The sequence below is a fragment of the Pseudomonas sp. FH1 genome, assembly GCF_000510895.2.
Lineage (GTDB): Bacteria > Pseudomonadota > Gammaproteobacteria > Pseudomonadales > Pseudomonadaceae > Aquipseudomonas > Aquipseudomonas azotoformans_A.
Window position 1 is genome coordinate 56,486 of sequence record NZ_AOHM01000020.1, and the last position, 17,915, is coordinate 74,400.

Consider the following 17,915-nt stretch of genomic DNA (forward strand, 5'->3'; position numbering starts at 1 on the left):
AACATTCAATGAATACCGAAGGACTCTCAGAAGTTGCCGTAAAAGACGCTCACCCGGTGGTTGAACAAGTCACCGAGACCCCGCCGGAGCATGAGCCCGCCGCGCCTGCCGTGGTAGCCGAGCCGCCCGTGCCGGCCCCGGTGGCGGCGGTGACCAACCTGGATGACAGCAGCCTGTACATCCACCGCGAGCTGTCACAACTGCAATTCAACATCCGCGTGCTGGAACAGGCGCTGGATGAGTCCTATCCGCTGCTGGAGCGGCTGAAGTTCCTGCTGATCTTCTCCAGCAACCTGGACGAGTTCTTCGAGATCCGCGTCGCCGGCCTCAAGAAACAAATCACCTTCGCCCGTGAACAAGCCGGTGCCGACGGCCTGCAGCCGCACCAGGCCCTGGCGCGCATCAGCGAACTGGTGCACGGCCATGTGGACCGCCAATACGCGATCCTCAACGACATCCTGTTACCGGAACTGGAGAAACACCAGGTCCGTTTTATCCGTCGCCGTCACTGGACCACCAAGATCAAGACCTGGGTGCGTCGTTACTTCCGTGACGAGATCTCGCCAATCATCACCCCGATCGGCCTCGACCCGACGCACCCGTTCCCGTTGCTGGTGAACAAGAGCCTGAACTTCATCGTCGAGCTGGAAGGTATCGACGCCTTCGGTCGCGATTCCGGCCTGGCCATCATCCCGGCCCCGCGCCTGTTGCCACGCATCATCAAGGTACCGGAAGAGGTGGGGGGCGCTGGCGATAACTATGTATTCCTTTCGTCGATGATCCACGCCCACGCCGATGACCTGTTCCAGGGCATGAAGGTAAAGGGTTGCTACCAGTTCCGCCTGACCCGTAACGCCGACCTGGCGCTGGACTCCGAAGACGTCGAAGACTTGGCCCGCGCCCTGCGTGGCGAGTTGTTCTCGCGACGCTACGGCGATGCAGTGCGCCTGGAAGTGGCCGATACCTGCCCGAAACACCTGTCGGACTACCTGCTCAAGCAGTTCAACCTGGCCGAATCCGAGTTGTACCAGGTCAACGGCCCGGTCAACCTGACGCGCCTGTTCAGCATCACCGGCCTGGACAGCCATCCGGAGCTGCAATACACGCCGTTCACGCCGCAGATCCCGAAACTGCTGCAAAACAGCGAGAATATTTTCAGCGTGGTGAGCAAGCAGGACATCCTGCTGTTGCACCCGTTTGAGTCCTTCACCCCGGTGGTCGACCTGCTGCGCCAGGCCGCCAAGGACCCGCACGTATTGGCGGTACGCCAGACCCTGTACCGTTCCGGCGCCAACTCGGAAATCGTCGATGCCTTGGTCGACGCTGCGCGTAACGGCAAGGAGGTCACGGCAGTGATCGAGCTGCGTGCGCGGTTCGACGAAGAATCCAACCTGCAACTGGCCAGCCGCCTGCAAGCGGCCGGTGCAGTGGTGATCTACGGCGTGGTCGGCTTCAAGACCCACGCCAAGATGATGCTGATCCTGCGCCGTGAAGCCGGTGAAATCGTGCGTTACGCCCACTTGGGCACCGGCAACTACCACGCCGGCAACGCCAAGCTCTACACCGACTACAGCCTGCTGACCTCCGACGACGCCCTGTGCGAAGACGTCGGCAAGTTGTTCAGCCAGTTGATCGGCATGGGCAAGACCTTGCGCATGAAGAAACTGCTGCACGCGCCGTTTACGCTCAAGAAGGGCATGCTCGACATGATTGCCCGCGAGACCCAGTTCGCCCTCGACGGCAAGCCGGCGCACATCATTGCCAAGTTCAACTCGCTGACAGATCCGAAGATCATCCGCGCGCTGTACAAGGCCAGCCAGTCCGGCGTGCGCATCGACCTGGTGGTGCGCGGCATGTGCTGCCTGCGTCCGGGCATTGTTGGGGTGTCGCACAATATCCATGTGCGCTCGATCATCGGTCGCTTCCTGGAACACACGCGGGTGTTCTACTTCCTCAACGGCGGCGAAGAGCAGATGTTCCTCTCCAGTGCCGACTGGATGGAGCGCAACCTCGATAAGCGTGTCGAGACGTGCTTCCCGGTGGAAGGCAAGAAGCTGATCATGCGGGTCAAGAAGGAGCTGGAAAGCTACCTCACCGACAACACCCACAGCTGGAGCCTGCAGTCGGACGGCCGCTACGTGCGCAACACACCGACTGGCAACCAGAACCCGCGCAGTGCGCAGGCGACGTTGCTGGAGAAGCTGGGTAGCCCGATTCTGACGGTGAATTGAGTAGCGGTTTGTATAAGCAGGCTCGTGTGGTGAGCGGGCTTGCCCCGCGCTGGGTGGCGAAGCCGCCCCAATAAAAACGCCGCATTCTGTCAGGAAGAATGCGGCGTTTGGCTTTAGGGCTGCTTCGCCACCCAGCGCGGGGCAAGCCCGCTCACCACAGCAAGCCCGCCGCTCGTTAGATCGCGTTAGCGCAGGTTCAGGCTGAACCCCACCCGCGTCAGCCACTCCGCTTCCTGGGCAAAGTCCGCCTGAGTCAGCTGGTTTTCATCCAGCCAGCCCTTCGGGAACACCACATCCAGGCTGTCGCCATTGGCGCGCAAGGTCACCTGGGGCATTTCCTGGGTGCCACGAATGTGGTGGAACAGGATCGCAAAGCGCAGCAGCACGCACAGGCGGATCAGCTTGATGCCTTCGTCACCGAACTCCGCGAACTTGTCCTTGGGGATGTTACGGCGATGACCACGCACCAGCAGGGCGAGCATTTGCTGGTCTTCGCGGGAGAAACCGGCCAGGTCCGAGTGCTCGATCAGGTAGGCGCCGTGCTTGTGGTAATGATAGTGGGCGATGTCCAGGCCTACTTCATGCACCTTGGCGGCCCAGCCCAGCAGCTCGCGCCAGACGCCGTCCTCCAGGTCCCAGTCCTCGGCCACCTGGTCGAAGGCGTGCAGGGCTTTGCGCTCCACGCGGGCGGCTTGTTCCAGGTCGACGTGATAACGCTCCATCAACGAGGTGAGCGTGCGCTCACGCACGTCTTCGTGATGGTGACGCCCCAGCAGGTCATAAAGCACGCCTTCGCGCAGGGCGCCGTCACAGTGGTCCATGCGTTGCAGCTCAAGGGCGTCGAAGATCGCCTCGAGAATCGCCAGGCCGGCCGGGAAGATGGTGCGACGATCGGGCTTGATGCCATCGAAGTCGATTTTCTCGGCGTCCCCCAGCTTGAACAGCTTGCGCTTGAGCCACGCCAAGCCTTCGGCATTCACTTCGCCGGTGCCATGGCCGCCGGCTTTCAGGGCCAGACCGATGGCGCGAATGGTGCCGGACGAGCCGATGGCTTCATCCCACGTCAGGCGGTGCAGGGCGTGCTCGATGCTCATGATCTCCAGCCGCGCCGCCGTATAGGCCTGGGCGTAGCGCGCCGGGGTGATCTTGCCGTCCTTGAAGTAGCGTTGGGTGTAGCTGACGCAGCCCATCTGCAGGCTTTCGCGCAACAAAGGCTCGAATCTTTGCCCAATGATGAATTCGGTACTTCCGCCGCCGATGTCGGCGACCAGGCGTTTGCCGGGGGTGTCGGCCAGGGTGTGGGACACGCCTAGATAGATAAGACGGGCCTCTTCACGACCGGAGATGACTTCGACGGGATGCCCAAGAATCTCCTCGGCGCGGCGGATGAATTCGCCACGGTTGCGCGCTTCGCGCAACGCGTTGGTGCCGACGATTCGCACGGCGCCCAGGGGCATGCCGTTGATCAACTGGGCAAATCGCTTGAGGCAATCGAGCCCGCGCTGCATGGATTCTTCATTGAGCTGGCGCTCGTCGTCGATGCCGGCAGCCAGTTGCACTTTCTCGCCGAGCCGCTCAAGGATGCGGATTTCGCCGTTCTGGGCCTTGGCCACGACCATGTGAAAGCTGTTGGAGCCCAGGTCGATGGCGGCGATCAGGGACAGATTCTTGGCTTGGGATTGCGGCATGGTAAGGGGGTCTCGGTCGATAACCCAGCCATCGTGCCACGATCGACCTTTGGTGCCAACGCGTACGGCTTCGGTAATTTTTCTGCGGGTGTCTGTGAGGGATTCTTGTGGGAGCTGTAGGGCGGTTTTCTAAGTTTAAAGAGAAGTTGAGATTATCTTTGTAGGAGTTATTAACGAATGGTTGTAGTTGTAGTATTTGCGACTTTGCCTACGCGGTGGAAGTTATTGGCTTATCGGATTTTAGTTTAAACCTACTCGGTACTTAAGTTTGGCCCACTTTTTATTTTTACGCCTCCCACATTTATTGGCGTGTTCTCTGATTCATTAATGAGGTGTCAAAGCCACAGACTGTCATTCGGCAATTTCGCCGTGGTGTTATTTATTTATGGTCGAAACTTTCGATCATCGTAAATTCACCGATTCATTACAGATGACAGGTTGAATATGAAGAAAATGCTTGGTGTGACCATGGGTGCTCTTTGCTTGGCCGCAAGTATTGGGGCTCATGCAACGAATGTTGCTGAACTGGTTGTACGAGGGACTATTAAGCCGGTGGCTTGCAACCTCAGCCTCGCCGGCAGCGGCGTCGTCGATTACCAGACAATTCCCGCCGCAAGCTTGTCGCCGACACAGTTCACTCCACTTGTAGCGAAAACGGTGGGTTTGAACATCAATTGCGGCCAAGCGCCGGCGCAGTTTCGAGTGGCACTGACCGACCTGCAACCCGCCAGCAAGGTGACAGGCATCCTCGGTGCCGGGTTCAGCGAGGCGCAGAACTACGGCCTGGGCCTCGCCAACGGCAAGCGTACCGGTGGGTACTCCGTTACGCTCAAAAACCTGCAATCGTCCAGCGGCGCCCTGAGCCCTATCATGCGTAGCAGTCAGGGGGCGTCCTGGCAGAACAGTGACGGTGTAGTCGCCCAATCGCCTGTCCAGTATTCGTGGCGAAGCGGTACCACTGCGGTACCTGCATCCATCACCAGTCTTACAGGCACGCTTGAAGTAAAAGCCGTTATCAACCGCACCCAGGACTTGGACCTGACCCGTGATGTGACGCTGGATGGTCGCACCAGTCTGTCAGTGGATTACATCTAAGTACGTCATTAATAGCCGACATGAGGCAACGGTGCTCGCCTGCCTTTGTTAAGTGTCGGCTGTTTTAACGTGTGCGTTTGTTGGTGTTCGACTTTATGGCTGTGGGGAAAATCGGTGAATGCTCTATCAATAATCATGATGTCGTTGCTGCGCTATATAAGCTTGTGCCTTTTTTTGTGCGGTATGGCAGTAGCGGACGGAATGCAGCCCGAGACAACCGTTGTCATTTTGAATGAAGAAGAGGGTGAGGCGACGCTTAACGTCAAAAATACGGACCCTGGTCCTGCGTTGCTTCATTCGGTCATATTAAACCTACCCGAAGATCCGGAACCCTTGCTGATCGTAACGCCCCCGATTACGCGGGTTGAAGCGGGCGACACCCAACTTGTCCGCTTTATCAGTACCGCAAAGCAACCGCTCAAGACCCAGCGTCTGAAACGAGTGTCCTTTGAAGGTATTCCCGAAGCACGTGCACCCGGCGGTGCGACCATTGGTATCACTCTGCGCCAAAGCCTGCCATTGATCCTGCACCCCAAAGGCTTGCCCAAACATGATGCGCCCTGGCAGCTACTGACATGGAAGCGTGAAGGGGATCAGTTGAAGGTCCACAACAACAGCGCTTACGTCGTGCGCATGGGGATGGAAGTTCAGCTGCACCCACAGGCAAGCGTGGCAACGTTGCCGCGAACCTACATCCTGCCAGGTGAAGTGCTGACGCTCTCGTCGGCAAGCCCGGTGGCGGGAGTGGTGGCCGTGGAGATTAAGCCGGCCACGGTCTACGGGTTTACGGTGGACAGTTACCGCGCGCCCGTTACGGTTGATGCGGATTGACGGGCCTATGAAAAAGATCAGGCATACCCGTCGATCGGCCAATAGCGTTCCGAGCACTATTTCCCTGGTTCGCTCCAGAGTTCTATTGGGGCTTGCGACGCTGTGGAGTCTGCCAGGCACCAGCGCAGCGGTTGGGCTGGGGCAAGGTTTTGATCTGGTCGCGTTGAATTCCCTTGGGATTGATCCGCAGGTGTCTGAATACTTTCGCAGCGCAGCGCGCTTTCGCGAAGGTGTCCATGTGGTCGGACTGCGAGTCAATGGTACGCCGCTGGGGTTGGTTGACGCCCGTTTCGATTACCAGGGCCAGTTGTGCTTCACTCCGGCGCTGCTGGACAAGGCCGGTCTGGTCACGCCGTCCAGGGTGTTGCGCGAGGGCATCACCCCAGACCAGGCTTGCCATGATTTCGTTGGGGAGTATCCGGCGACCATGGTGCGGCTGCGCCCCAGCAGCGATGAGGTCACGTTGGTTGTGCCGACCCAGTCTCTGCGTGCGCCGGAGTGGGAGGCCGGGGACTTTTCCCAGGGTGGCGCGGCGGCCATCTTCAACTACGACATATTGGGTTTCGATACCCAGTCGCGCAGTGGGTCAAGTCGCTTCGTATCGGCCTATACCGAGGCAGGATTCAACCTTGGTAATTGGATTGTACGCAGCCGCCAGTTTTATGTTTCCGACAATGGCAGGTCGCGCACCGAACAGGTGAACGCCTATGCCCAGCGTGATATCGCGTCGTTGCAGTCGACCTTCCAGGTGGGGCAGATTTCCAGCAACAACCCTATCTTTGGCGGTGTACAACTGACGGGCTTGCAGGTCTTCCCGGATGGCCAGCAGCGCACCGGTGGGGGCGACAGCAATGTCGTGGTTGAAGGGCTGGCTCAAAGCCAGTCACGCGTTGAAGTCCGTCAGTCGGGCGCATTGATCCACTCTACGCTGGTGCCGGAAGGCCCGTTCAGACTGACCGGTTTGCCCTTGCTGAACAGCACCAGCGACCTCGACGTGAGCGTGATTGACGTGCGTGGGGCAAAGCGCAGTTTCGTGGTGCCCGCTGCGTCCTTCCGTGGTGGGGTTCCGGTGGCGCCGGGGTACTATTTTTCCATTGGCAAGGTGCGTGAAACGGCCATCGACAACCAGGATTCCCCGGTGGTCGCCATGGGCAGCGGCACGTGGGGGCTGGGCCAACGCTCGTCGCTGGGTTTCGGTTTGCTGAGTACCGACGAGTACCAGTCGGCAGGCGGCTCCCTGAGCAGTGTGTTTTTCCATCAGGTGAACGTGGGCGTGCGCCATAACCTGTCCCGTGATGCTCAAGATGAGGTGTCCGGCGCGCGTAGCACGCTGTCCTTGGGGACGCCGTTATTTGCCAACCTGGATATCAACCTGAGTGCCTCGGCACAGAGCCGCGGCTACCGGGAGGTACTGGATGCGGGCCAGGCGTCGCGGGGGTACAACCTCGATGCGCGTTTCAAGCGCCAGTACACGGCAGGTTTGAACTGGGCGGCCCCGTCCCTGGGTGGTTTCTCCCTCGGTTTCACCCGTAGCTCGCAATTTGACGGGCAATCCAGCGATCACCTTTTTGCCTCGTGGAACAACACGTTCAACGGCGTGGGTGTCGCACTGATCGCCGACGCTCAGGTAGGGGCGACCGAGCCTCGGCGCTTGGAGCCGGTTCGAGGCGGCCGCCGCGATGAGCGGCTGGACGAAGGCACGTCTGTCAGGCTGCAGGTCACGGTGCCCTTGGGGGCTGATCGGAGTGTGAGTTCTTACGTCAGTCGTCGAGGTGACCGGCTGGATGCCGGCACCGCCCTCAGCGAGCGGGTCAACGACTATGTGAATTACGAAGTCGGGGTTGATCGGGATGTGAAAGAGCGAGAGCAAAGCGTGCGCGGTCGTGTGGACGTCTTGCCGCTGTATACCCGCGTGAGCTTGGGCATCGACCGTGATCCGTCGAACACCAACTATTCCGGGCAACTGCAAGGTGGCATCGTGGCCCATGAGCACGGCGTGACCTTCTCGCCGTATGCGGTGCAGGACACTTTTGGCATCGTCTCGGTGGGTGATATCGGAGCGGCCAAGGTCTCGACGCCCCAAGGGCCGGTATGGACCGACTTCAGCGGCCAAGCGGTGATCCCCGGGCTGCAGGCCTACGGCAACAACCATCTGCAGGTGCAGACCCAGTCGTTGCCCAAGCGCGTCGACTTGAAAAACGGCACCAAGGTGCTCGCTGCCGGTCGGGGGTCGGTCAATATTCTCAATTTTGATGTGGTGAAAGTCCGTCGTCTGTTGCTTGAAGCCCAGGACGAAGAGGGCCGACCACTGCCGCAAGGTGCCGCGGTGTTCGGCGAAGGCAACAGCTTTGTAACCAGCGTAGTGGGTGAGGGCATGATTTTCCTGAGCAATATCGATGGGCCGCAAACCCTGAAGGTTTCACTGCCGGACTCCAAATCCTGCGTGCTGCAAGTCAACCCGGAGCAAGAGCCCGACGATGACAAACTCTACGACAGCGCACCGGTGGTGTGCCATGTTCGCTAAGCGTAAGAGCCTGTGGCTGTTGTGGGCGGCCCTCGTGACGAGCCAGGCCCAGGCCGAAAACTGCCGGATGACCCTGAGCGAGCCCCGGGTCGACTATGGGGTGATTCGCCCTTCGCAAGCATCGTCCGGCAGGGCGACAATGACGCTGGACACGCCACGCACGCTGCATTTGAGTGTGCTTTGCACGGACCCTTCGGCGATGGCGCTGCGCTTCAGCGGTGTAGCCGCCGATGCCCAAGGCTTCCAGTTTGGTCGGCAAGGACGTTTTACCTTGAACCTGAGGCAGGCCCAGGTCGACGGCAGGCCGGTATCGTGGCAGCCCGATGAAGCCTCCAGTGGGCAGCTGTTACCGGGGCGTGTGTTATCGACGAGCGCAGGCGGTGCGCCGGTGATGGGCCGTCGGCTGACGGCCCAGGTGGAAATAGCGGTTCAATTGCCGGCCGATGCCCTCTCGGTACGTCGGGAGGTGCTGCTGGAGGGGCGTGGCCAATTCGAACTGGTCAGCCCGGCTGTTCCGTAGAGCCGATAAAGTTGGCCAGCTCGGCGGTCTGCGGGTTGGCAAACAACACCTTGGGATCGCCCACCTCGTGCACCTTGCCCTGGTGCATGAACACCAGCTTGTCGCCGACTTCACGGGCGAAGCGCATTTCGTGGGTCACCATGATCAGGGTCATGCCGTCCTTGGCCAGTTGGCGCACCACGCTGAGCACTTCATTGACCAGTTCCGGGTCGAGGGCCGAGGTGATTTCATCGCACAACAGCACCTTGGGCGACATAGCCAAGGCGCGTGCAATCGCCACGCGTTGTTGCTGGCCGCCAGACAGGCGATCGGGGAAGGCATCGAACTTTTCACCCAGCCCGACGCGCTCCAGCATTTGCCTGGCCAATTGAGCCGCCTTGGCCTTCGGCACTTTTTGCACAACCTGCGGCGCAAGCATGACGTTCTCGCCCACCGTCAGGTGCGGGAACAGGTTGAACTGCTGGAACACCATGCCGACTTTCTGCCGCAGGCTGCGCAGGTCGGCACGGGCGGCATCAAGGTATTCGCCATCGACTTCGATCACGCCGTCGTTGATCGACTCCAGGCCATTGAGGGTGCGCAGCAAGGTGGATTTGCCCGAACCGCTGCGGCCGATGATCGCCACCACCTGGCCTTCTTCAACGCTCAGGTCGATGCCCTTGAGTACATGGTGATCGCCGTAATACTTATGCAGGGCGGAAATTCTAAGCAGAGGCATGCAGTCTCCTTTCCAGGTAGCGCGCACTGAGGGACAAGGGGTAGCAGAGCAAAAAGTAACCAAGGGCCACCAAGCCGTAGACCATGAAGGGCTCGAAGGTGGCGTTGGCGAGCATGCCGCCGGTCTTGGTCAGTTCGGTGAAGCCGATGATCGAGGTCACGGCGGTGCCTTTGACCACCTGCACCGAAAACCCCACGGTGGGCGCGACGGCAATCCGCAGCGCTTGGGGTAGGATCACGTAGCGCAGTTGCTCAAGCGGGTTAAGTGCAAGGCTGGCCGAAGCTTCCCATTGGCCGTGGGCGATGGAATCGACACAGCCGCGCCAGATTTCGGCGAGGTAGGCGCTGGTGAACAAGGTCAGGGCAATCGCCGCCGCCAGCCAGGGCGAGATATCCACACCGAGCAGGGCAATGCCGAAAAACACCAGGAACAGCTGCATTAACAGCGGCGTGCCTTGGAACAGTTCGATATAGGTGCGCGCCAGGTTGCGCGGGAAGGCCTTGCGGCTGATGCGCATCGTCATCACCAGCAAACCGATCACGCCTCCACCGATGAACGCCACCAGCGACAGCAACAGCGTCCATTGCAGACCCGTGAGCAGGTTGCGCACGATGTCCCAGAATGAAAAATCACTCATCGGCTGTTCCTCATCACGAAGCGGCGGCCGATCCAGTTGAGCAACTGGCGAATCATCAGCGCCATGCACAAGTACACCAACGTGGTCAGGGCATAGGTTTCGAACGCACGGAAGTTGCGCGACTGGATAAAGTTGGCGGCAAAACTCAACTCTTCGGTGGCGATCTGCGAACACACCGCCGAACCGAGCATCACGATGATGATCTGGCTGCTCAATGCCGGCCACACCTTGCCCAGCGCCGGCAGCAGCACTACGTGGCGGAAGGCTTCGAAGCGTGTCATCGCCAGCGCGGCGGCGGCTTCCAGTTGTCCGCGCGGGATGGCTTGAATGCCGGCGCGGATGATTTCCGTGGAGTAGGCGCCCAGGTTGATCACCATCGCCAGCACCGCCGCTTGCCATTCGGTGATCTTCAGCCCCAAAGACGGCAGGCCGAAGAAGATGAAGAACAGCTGCACCAGGAACGGCGTGTTGCGGATCAACTCGACATACACACCGAAGATCCACGCAAACGGCTGGATCTTCCACGCCCGCACCACGGCGCCGACGGTGCCCAGGGCCACGCCGAGGAGGGCGCCGATGGCCGTCAGCTCAAGGGTGAACAGCGCGCCGCGCAACAGCAGGTCGGTATTGGCCAGCACCGGCACGAAGTCAAATTGATACGCCATGAGTCAGCTCCGTCGCTTCAGAGATCGGCGGGCAGTGGCTCTTTCAGCCATTGCAGTGCGTTTTTCTCCAGGCTGCCATTGGCCTTGGCCGCGACCAGGATCTGGTTGACCTTCTCCAGCAGCGCCGGCTCGTTCTTGTTCACGCCCACGTACACCGGCGAGTCCTTGAGCTTCACTTTCAGCGCCGGCACGCGTTTGGGGTTGCGTTCGCTGATCGCCACCATCACCACGTTGCCGCTCGCGATCAGGTCGACCTGGCCCGCCAAGTAGGCGGCGATGGTCGAGTTGTTGTCTTCGAAACGCTTGATCGTGGCTTCCTTGGGCGCCACGGCGGTCAGCTCGATGTCTTCAATGGCGCCACGGGTCACGCTGATGGTCTTGCCCTTGAGGTCGTCGGTGCTGCTGATGGCTGCTTCAGGCGGGCCGAACACGGCCAGGTAGAACGGTGCATAGGCCTTGGAGAAGTCGATGACCTTTTCCCGCTCGGCGTTCTTGCCCAGGCTGGAGATCACCAAGTCGACCTTGCCGGTGGTAAGGAAGGGAATGCGGTTGGTGCTGTTGACTGGGGTGAGTTCCAGCTTGACCTTGAGCTGGTCGGCCAGCAGCTTGGCGGTGTCGATGTCCAGGCCACGAGGCTTCATGTCGGGGCCGACCGAACCGAACGGCGGAAAGTCCTGAGGCACGGCGACCTTGAGGGTGCCACGGGCGACGATGTCGTCCAGACCGTTGGCCTGGGCGGGTGCCTGGCCCAGCATCAGGCTGGCAAACAGGGCAGTAAGCAGGGCGCTGTAGCGCTTGGTCATGGCAACTCTCCGAGAAGGGCGAAGGAATTTTCTGGATTTGCTCAGTGCACAGCCCATGCCATCACCCTGAAGAACGCCTGCAAGCCAGGGATTTGTTGAGTTGCGGTGGTCTTACTGGTCTGAACAGTTGCAACGGTTTTCGCACCCTTTTCGAGCGCCGGCAAAACCTCGCGAGCCCCTTTGGGGCGTGGCTTGCCGTCGGCCGCGAATAGCTTTACAACTAGCCGCTCAGTTGTCTGGAACCTTGAGTTTTCTATGAATTCCATCGCCCAAGCCGTACCGGAAGCGGCCCTGCAGGCCATCCGCAAACTGATCAAGGAGCAAGGCTTCGGGCCGGGCGATGCCTTGCCGTCGCAACGGGATCTGGCGGTGCAGTTGGGGGTGAGCAGGGCGTCGTTGCGCGAGGCGTTGTCGTCCCTCAGCGCGTTGGGTGTGGTCAGTGTGCAGCCTGGAAAGGGTGTGTTCGTGCAGGCCGCCGAGGAGTCGCCGGGGTTTGCCTGGCCCTTCGCGGCCCAGGCCACGCCACTGGATATCTTCCAGTTGCGCTATGCGCTGGAAGGGTTTGCGGCGGGGTTGGCGGCGGTGACGCTGACCCTCGATGAGCTGGACAGCCTGCAAGACAACGTCGAGGCCATGCGCAAGGTACTCAAGGCCGGCGACTTCGAGGCGGCCGCACGGCTGGACTTCGAATTCCACCAGCGCATTCTGCTGGCCAGCGGTAATCAGGCGATGGTGAGCATCCTGAGTGCCAGTGCCGAGGTGTTCCTGGAGAGCCAGAAGCTACCGTTCATCCGGCCGGAGCGGGCGATGGAAACCTGGCAGGAGCACCGCCGGATCCTGCGTGCCCTGGCCCGGCGGGCCAGTGCAGCGGCGCAGAAAACCATGCAGGAGCACGTGCGCAACGCGGCGTTGCGCACCGGCATTGCCTTCGTGACTCCCGTCAGGCCGTGAGTTGGGCTATACCCAAACTCATGCACCACCATAGCAAGACTCAATCAGAGGCGGCTTCCTGAACGGGGGAAGGGCGGCTATGATGGGCCACGTTTTTTTTGCTTACAATCCGGAGACATCCATGAGCAACGATCTTATCAAGCACGTCACCGACGCGACCTTTGAGGCCGAAGTACTCAAGGCTGCTGGCCCGGTGCTGGTTGACTACTGGGCTGAATGGTGTGGCCCTTGCAAAATGATCGCTCCAGTCCTGGACGACATTGCGACCACCTACGAAGGCAAGCTGACCATTGCCAAGCTGAACATCGACGACAACCAGGAAACCCCGGCCAAGCACGGCGTGCGTGGTATCCCGACCCTGATGCTGTTCAAGAACGGCAACGTCGAAGCGACCAAAGTAGGCGCGCTGTCGAAGTCTCAGCTGCAAGCTTTCCTCGACGCGAACATCTAAGCGTCGTCAAAAAAGCCCCGCAAATTAGCGGGGCTTTTTCGTGAAACAGGGCTAGACGCTCCGAAACTCAGGTGGTACATTCGGCCCCGCACTGGTTTCTCCACTGCCCCCTGCATGCCGTCGCCGACGCACTCCTTTTCGATTAGTACGCGATCCTGTCGCCTTCTCCGCGGCGCGGCCTCATTAAGCCAAAAGCTTAATTTCCCCCCTCCATAAATGATTACGTCATTCCTATATGAATCTGACTGAACTCAAGCAAAAGCCGATTACCGACCTGCTCCAGCTGGCCGAAGAAATGGGCATAGAAAATATGGCCCGTTCGCGCAAGCAGGACGTGATTTTCTCCCTGCTGAAAAAGCACGCGAAAAGCGGCGAGGAAATCTCCGGTGATGGCGTGCTGGAGATTCTCCAGGACGGCTTCGGCTTCCTCCGCTCTGCTGACGCCTCCTATCTTGCCGGCCCAGACGATATCTACGTCTCGCCGAGCCAGATCCGTCGCTTCAACTTGCGCACCGGTGACACCATCGTTGGCAAGATCCGCCCTCCGAAGGAAGGCGAGCGTTATTTCGCCCTGCTCAAGGTCGACACGATCAACTTCGATCGTCCCGAGAACGCGAAAAACAAGATTCTCTTCGAGAACCTGACGCCGCTGTTCCCGACCGTGCGCATGAAGATGGAAGCCGGTAACGGTTCCACCGAAGACTTGACCGGTCGTGTGATCGACCTGTGCGCCCCGATCGGCAAAGGCCAGCGTGGCCTGATCGTCGCACCGCCGAAAGCCGGTAAGACCATCATGCTGCAGAACATTGCAGCGAACATCGCGCGTAACAATCCTGAGGTTCACCTGATCGTGCTGTTGATCGATGAGCGTCCGGAAGAAGTGACCGAAATGCAGCGCACCGTGCGCGGCGAAGTGGTTGCCTCCACGTTCGATGAGCCGCCAACCCGCCACGTGCAGGTTGCCGAAATGGTGATCGAGAAGGCCAAGCGCCTGGTCGAACACAAGAAGGACGTGGTGATCCTGCTCGACTCCATCACCCGTTTGGCCCGTGCCTACAACACCGTGATCCCGAGCTCCGGCAAGGTATTGACCGGTGGTGTCGATGCCCACGCCCTGGAGAAACCGAAGCGTTTCTTCGGTGCTGCGCGGAACATCGAAGAAGGCGGCTCGCTGACCATTATCGCCACCGCACTGGTTGAAACCGGTTCGAAGATGGACGAAGTGATCTACGAAGAGTTCAAGGGTACTGGCAACATGGAACTGCCCCTGGACCGTCGCATCGCGGAAAAACGCGTGTTCCCGGCGATCAACATCAACCGTTCCGGCACCCGCCGTGAAGAGTTGCTGACCGCCGACGACGAACTGCAGCGCATGTGGATCCTGCGCAAGCTGCTGCACCCGATGGACGAAGTCGCTGCCATCGAGTTCCTGGTCGACAAGCTGAAAACCACCAAGACCAACGACGAGTTCTTCTTGTCGATGAAACGTAAGTAATACGACGCTTCAGGTCCGAAAGAATGGCGCCCTCAGGGGCGCCATTTTTTTTGTGCCGGTTTTTTAAGCATTCTCTGTACCCAAATGCACCGCGATAAGCTGCCAGCGGCCGCCATAGCAGGTAGGATGTACGCCTATTTTACGGGTGGCATGGTTAATGAAATTCAAGGATCTTCGGGATTTCGTGCAGCAACTTGAGCAGCGCGGAGAGTTGAAACGTATCCAGATGCCGATTTCCCCGGTGCTGGAAATGACTGAGATTTGCGACCGTACCCTGCGCAACAAGGGCCCGGCGTTGCTGTTCGAAAACCCGACCGGCTTTGATATCCCGGTGCTCGGCAACCTGTTCGGTACGCCCGAGCGCGTGGCCTTTGGCATGGGCGCCGAGTCGGTCAGCGAATTGCGCGAGATCGGCAAGTTGCTGGCCTTCCTAAAGGAGCCCGAGCCGCCCAAGGGACTGAAGGATGCCTGGTCGAAGCTGCCGATCTTCCGCAAGATCATTGCCATGGCCCCCAAAGTGGTCAAGGACGCGGTGTGCCAGGAAGTGGTCATCGAAGGCGACGATGTCGACCTGGCCATGCTGCCGGTGCAAACCTGCTGGCCAGGCGACGTCGGTCCGCTGATCACCTGGGGCCTGACCGTCACCAAGGGCCCGAACAAAGACCGCCAGAACCTCGGTATCTACCGCCAGCAAGTGATCGGCCGTAACAAGGTGATCATGCGTTGGCTGAGCCACCGTGGCGGCGCGTTGGACTTCCGCGAGTGGTGCGAAAAACACCCCGGCAAGCCGTTCCCGGTTTCCGTGGCCCTGGGTGCCGACCCGGCCACCATCCTCGGCGCCGTGACCCCGGTGCCCGACAGCCTTTCCGAATACGCCTTCGCCGGCCTGTTGCGCGGTAATCGCACCGAACTGGTGAAGTGCCGTGGCAACGACCTGCAAGTGCCGGCCACGGCTGAAATCATCCTCGAAGGCGTGATTCATCCGGGTGAAATGGCCGATGAAGGCCCTTACGGCGACCACACCGGCTACTACAACGAAGTCGATAGCTTCCCGGTGTTCACCGTCGAGCGCATCACCCATCGCATCAAGCCGATTTATCACAGTACCTACACCGGCCGTCCGCCGGATGAGCCGGCCATTCTGGGCGTGGCGCTCAACGAAGTGTTTGTGCCGATCCTGCAGAAGCAATTCCCGGAGATCACTGACTTCTACCTACCGCCTGAAGGCTGCTCGTACCGCATGGCCATCGTGACCATGAAGAAGTCGTACCCAGGCCATGCCAAGCGGGTAATGCTGGGTGTGTGGTCGTTTTTGCGACAGTTCATGTACACCAAGTTCGTTATTGTCACCGACGACGACATCAACGCCCGGGACTGGAACGACGTGATCTGGGCCATCACCACGCGCATGGACCCCAAGCGCGACACGGTGATGATCGACAACACACCGATCGACTACCTCGACTTCGCCTCGCCGGTTTCAGGCCTGGGTTCAAAGATGGGCCTGGACGCCACTCACAAGTGGCCGGGTGAAACCGCCCGCGAGTGGGGCCGGGTGATCGTCAAGGATGAAGCCGTCACCGCCCGTGTCGATGCGATCTGGAAAGAATTGGGAATAGATTGATGCGTGTAACCCTGCAACCTTCTGGCGCCGTGCTGGAGCTGGTCCCCGGCGAGCGAATCCTCGAAGGCGCGCGCCGCCTGGGCTACGAATGCCCCCAGGCCTGTCGCAACGGCGTGTGCCATGTGTGCGCCGCGCTGTTGGTGGAAGGCCGGGTTCAGCAGGCCGGTGAAGTGCGTGATCACGGCGAGTTCTACACCTGTATCGCCGAGCCGCTGGAAGATTGCATTGTGTTGTGGGATGGCGTGCTGGCGCCGGGAGAGTTGCCGTTGCGCAAGTTGTCGTGCCAATTGAGTGAATGCGTCGAGGTGGGTGGCGATGTGTGGCGCGTGCGCCTGCGTGCGCCGGCCGGCAAGGCGGTGCGTTACCACGCCGGGCAATACCTGATGATCGAGCGTGAGAACGGCGAGAAGTCGGCGTTTTCCCTGGCCTCCGCGCCCCACGCCGGGCGCGAGCTGGAGCTGCATGTGCTGGCCCGCGAGGACAGCGCGCGCACCTTGCTTGAGCAGCTGCAACGCAACCAGATGGCGCGCGTCGAGCTGCCTTTTGGTGATACCCACCTGGCCGAGCTGCCGGATGGGCCGCTGGTGTTGATCGCTGCCGGTACCGGCATGGCGCAGATGCACAGCCTGATTGAACACTGCCGTGCTTCCGGCTTCAAACACCCGGTGCACCTGTACTGGGGCGTGCGCCGTCCGGAAGATTTCTACGAGATTGAGCATTGGGACCAGTGGCTGCAACTGCCCAACCTGTTCCTGCACAAAGTCGTCAGTGACCTGTGCGGCTGGGAAGGGCGCTGCGGGCTGTTGCATGAAGCGGTGTGCGAAGACATCACCGATCTCAAGGCTGTGCACGTCTACGCCAGCGGTTCACCGGCCATGATCTACGGCACGCTGGATGCGCTGGTCGAGGCCGGAATGGATGCACACCAAATGCGTGCCGATGTGTTTGCCTACGCGCCACGCCCCTAAAAGCGTACGCCAGTGGTGACCATCGCCGCATTGAACCCCAGCAGCACCACTTCCGCCGCCACCGGTCCGTAATGCGCGCCCACCGACGGAATGATCACCGGCGCCACGCCGAAACGGTTCAACGGGATCTTGTCGCGGTACTTGCCGCGATAACCCTGGATCGCCCCGCCTGTCAGCTTCAAATACACCGGATAGTCGGCCATGTCGTAGCGCTTGCCCGCATACGCGTAGTACGAACGCTGCCGAAACGAGTTGCGAAACGTCGCCCCACCATACACAAAACCTGAGGCTTCATTGCGCTCCAGGCCGATCAGGTCCTGGTTGTTGTTGTGCTCGGGATCGGGTGCGAAGTGCCGGGTGTAGACGCTGGTCTGCGCGTACCAGAAGCCCTTGTCGTCTTCAGTGGCCGGCGCTTCGCCCGCCAACGCGGTGGTGGCCTGGGCCAGGAGCAGCAGGCCAGGCAGTCGGAATTTTTTCATGGGTGCGACCTCGGTAGTCGGTTTGATGGGCGGCTAGGTGGGTCGTGATCTGTGTCCTATTTTGACGGCTTGGCACGTTTTCAGGCTGAACCGGGGCTGAAAGTAGCGGGATTGGCCCCTGCGATCCTGACGAATGGGCCATTTTGCTTATGCATTCGCTTATGCTTTAAAGGTATTTAATTTGTTACATAAATATCCTTAAGCTATATCGCAACGGACTACCGACTCAATCACA

Annotated in this window: 16 protein-coding genes; 10 read left to right on the forward strand and 6 right to left on the reverse strand. The window is 60.1% G+C overall.

Going from position 1 to position 17,915, the window contains the following annotated elements; all coding sequences use genetic code 11:
- Positions 1-8 precede the first annotated feature (8 nt).
- Positions 9-2,231 (forward strand): polyphosphate kinase 1, encoded by a 2,223-nt coding sequence (gene ppk1 / locus H096_RS07545; RefSeq protein ID WP_028618415.1) that lies wholly within the window; start codon positions 9-11, stop codon positions 2,229-2,231.
- Positions 2,232-2,416: 185 nt separating this feature from the next.
- Here the strand turns inward: ppk1 and ppx are convergent, their stop codons facing one another.
- Positions 2,417-3,919 carry an exopolyphosphatase gene (gene ppx, locus H096_RS07550; protein WP_033897523.1) on the reverse strand — a complete coding sequence of 501 codons (1,503 nt, stop codon included), beginning with the start codon at positions 3,917-3,919 and terminating at the stop codon, positions 2,417-2,419.
- A gap of 444 nt (positions 3,920-4,363) precedes the next feature.
- Here ppx and H096_RS07555 point away from each other — a divergent pair, with 444 nt between their 5' ends.
- The 4 genes from H096_RS07555 to H096_RS07570 all read left to right on the forward strand — a co-directional run bounded on the left by H096_RS07555 (position 4,364) and on the right by H096_RS07570 (position 8,889).
- Positions 4,364-5,014 carry a DUF1120 domain-containing protein gene (locus H096_RS07555; protein WP_033897524.1) on the forward strand — a complete coding sequence of 217 codons (651 nt, stop codon included), beginning with the start codon at positions 4,364-4,366 and terminating at the stop codon, positions 5,012-5,014.
- A gap of 135 nt (positions 5,015-5,149) precedes the next feature.
- Entirely contained in the window at positions 5,150-5,845 is a 696-nt protein-coding gene (locus tag H096_RS07560) for a fimbria/pilus chaperone family protein (RefSeq protein WP_082461460.1), read from the forward strand.
- A 7-nt stretch (positions 5,846-5,852) separates the two neighbouring features.
- Complete coding sequence (locus tag H096_RS07565; protein ID WP_241495486.1) at positions 5,853-8,369, forward strand: fimbria/pilus outer membrane usher protein; 2,517 nt, start codon at positions 5,853-5,855, stop codon at positions 8,367-8,369.
- Positions 8,359-8,889, forward strand: a complete 531-nt coding sequence (locus H096_RS07570) for a hypothetical protein (RefSeq protein ID WP_033897525.1) — start codon at positions 8,359-8,361, stop codon at positions 8,887-8,889. Before H096_RS07565 ends, H096_RS07570 begins: the two co-directional genes overlap by 11 nt.
- Here H096_RS07570 and H096_RS07575 read toward each other — a convergent pair.
- From H096_RS07575 to H096_RS07590, 4 genes are read right to left on the reverse strand one after another with little or no spacing between them, the layout of a single operon-like run.
- Positions 8,870-9,607, reverse strand: a complete 738-nt coding sequence (locus H096_RS07575; protein ID WP_033897526.1) for an amino acid ABC transporter ATP-binding protein — start codon at positions 9,605-9,607, stop codon at positions 8,870-8,872. The two genes, H096_RS07570 and H096_RS07575, sit on opposite strands and share 20 nt — an antisense overlap.
- Positions 9,594-10,244, reverse strand: a complete 651-nt coding sequence (locus H096_RS07580; protein WP_033897527.1) for an amino acid ABC transporter permease — start codon at positions 10,242-10,244, stop codon at positions 9,594-9,596. Before H096_RS07580 ends, H096_RS07575 begins: the two co-directional genes overlap by 14 nt.
- Positions 10,241-10,909, reverse strand: a complete 669-nt coding sequence (locus H096_RS07585; protein ID WP_005792409.1) for an amino acid ABC transporter permease — start codon at positions 10,907-10,909, stop codon at positions 10,241-10,243. Before H096_RS07585 ends, H096_RS07580 begins: the two co-directional genes overlap by 4 nt.
- Positions 10,910-10,926: 17 nt before the next feature.
- Entirely contained in the window at positions 10,927-11,712 is a 786-nt protein-coding gene (locus H096_RS07590) for a transporter substrate-binding domain-containing protein (protein ID WP_033897528.1), read from the reverse strand.
- A gap of 255 nt (positions 11,713-11,967) precedes the next feature.
- On the opposite strand from H096_RS07590, the gene H096_RS07600 reads away from it, so the two are divergent.
- The 5 genes from H096_RS07600 to H096_RS07620 all read left to right on the forward strand — a co-directional run bounded on the left by H096_RS07600 (position 11,968) and on the right by H096_RS07620 (position 17,201).
- Entirely contained in the window at positions 11,968-12,663 is a 696-nt protein-coding gene (locus H096_RS07600; protein ID WP_033897530.1) for an FCD domain-containing protein, read from the forward strand.
- Between the two features lie 121 nt (positions 12,664-12,784).
- Complete coding sequence (gene trxA / locus H096_RS07605) at positions 12,785-13,114, forward strand: thioredoxin TrxA (RefSeq protein WP_015886460.1); 330 nt, start codon at positions 12,785-12,787, stop codon at positions 13,112-13,114.
- 235 nt (positions 13,115-13,349) lie between these two features.
- Complete coding sequence (gene rho / locus H096_RS07610) at positions 13,350-14,609, forward strand: transcription termination factor Rho (protein ID WP_016973082.1); 1,260 nt, start codon at positions 13,350-13,352, stop codon at positions 14,607-14,609.
- Between the two features lie 157 nt (positions 14,610-14,766).
- Positions 14,767-16,233: a 4-hydroxy-3-polyprenylbenzoate decarboxylase gene (gene ubiD, locus H096_RS07615; protein ID WP_033897531.1), complete on the forward strand. Its 1,467-nt coding sequence runs from the start codon at positions 14,767-14,769 to the stop codon at positions 16,231-16,233.
- Positions 16,233-17,201, forward strand: a complete 969-nt coding sequence (locus tag H096_RS07620; RefSeq protein ID WP_033897532.1) for a CDP-6-deoxy-delta-3,4-glucoseen reductase — start codon at positions 16,233-16,235, stop codon at positions 17,199-17,201. Before ubiD ends, H096_RS07620 begins: the two co-directional genes overlap by 1 nt.
- Here the strand turns inward: H096_RS07620 and H096_RS07625 are convergent.
- Positions 17,198-17,680, reverse strand: a complete 483-nt coding sequence (locus tag H096_RS07625) for a hypothetical protein (protein ID WP_033897533.1) — start codon at positions 17,678-17,680, stop codon at positions 17,198-17,200. The genes H096_RS07620 and H096_RS07625 overlap by 4 nt on opposite strands.
- Between the last annotated feature and the right edge of the window lie 235 nt (positions 17,681-17,915).

What these genes read in the sequence shown, in the direction of transcription:
- ppk1 (WP_028618415.1), top strand. Translation starts at nt 9, where the DNA reads ATGAATACCGAAGGACTCTCAGAAGTTGCCGTAAAAGACGCTCACCCG.
- ppx (WP_033897523.1), bottom strand. Translation starts at nt 3,919, where the DNA reads ATGCCGCAATCCCAAGCCAAGAATCTGTCCCTGATCGCCGCCATCGAC.
- H096_RS07555 (WP_033897524.1), top strand. Translation starts at nt 4,364, where the DNA reads ATGAAGAAAATGCTTGGTGTGACCATGGGTGCTCTTTGCTTGGCCGCA.
- H096_RS07560 (WP_082461460.1), top strand. Translation starts at nt 5,150, where the DNA reads ATGATGTCGTTGCTGCGCTATATAAGCTTGTGCCTTTTTTTGTGCGGT.
- H096_RS07565 (WP_241495486.1), top strand. Translation starts at nt 5,853, where the DNA reads ATGAAAAAGATCAGGCATACCCGTCGATCGGCCAATAGCGTTCCGAGC.
- H096_RS07570 (WP_033897525.1), top strand. Translation starts at nt 8,359, where the DNA reads ATGTTCGCTAAGCGTAAGAGCCTGTGGCTGTTGTGGGCGGCCCTCGTG.
- H096_RS07575 (WP_033897526.1), bottom strand. Translation starts at nt 9,607, where the DNA reads ATGCCTCTGCTTAGAATTTCCGCCCTGCATAAGTATTACGGCGATCAC.
- H096_RS07580 (WP_033897527.1), bottom strand. Translation starts at nt 10,244, where the DNA reads ATGAGTGATTTTTCATTCTGGGACATCGTGCGCAACCTGCTCACGGGT.
- H096_RS07585 (WP_005792409.1), bottom strand. Translation starts at nt 10,909, where the DNA reads ATGGCGTATCAATTTGACTTCGTGCCGGTGCTGGCCAATACCGACCTG.
- H096_RS07590 (WP_033897528.1), bottom strand. Translation starts at nt 11,712, where the DNA reads ATGACCAAGCGCTACAGCGCCCTGCTTACTGCCCTGTTTGCCAGCCTG.
- H096_RS07600 (WP_033897530.1), top strand. Translation starts at nt 11,968, where the DNA reads ATGAATTCCATCGCCCAAGCCGTACCGGAAGCGGCCCTGCAGGCCATC.
- trxA (WP_015886460.1), top strand. Translation starts at nt 12,785, where the DNA reads ATGAGCAACGATCTTATCAAGCACGTCACCGACGCGACCTTTGAGGCC.
- rho (WP_016973082.1), top strand. Translation starts at nt 13,350, where the DNA reads ATGAATCTGACTGAACTCAAGCAAAAGCCGATTACCGACCTGCTCCAG.
- ubiD (WP_033897531.1), top strand. Translation starts at nt 14,767, where the DNA reads ATGAAATTCAAGGATCTTCGGGATTTCGTGCAGCAACTTGAGCAGCGC.
- H096_RS07620 (WP_033897532.1), top strand. Translation starts at nt 16,233, where the DNA reads ATGCGTGTAACCCTGCAACCTTCTGGCGCCGTGCTGGAGCTGGTCCCC.
- H096_RS07625 (WP_033897533.1), bottom strand. Translation starts at nt 17,680, where the DNA reads ATGAAAAAATTCCGACTGCCTGGCCTGCTGCTCCTGGCCCAGGCCACC.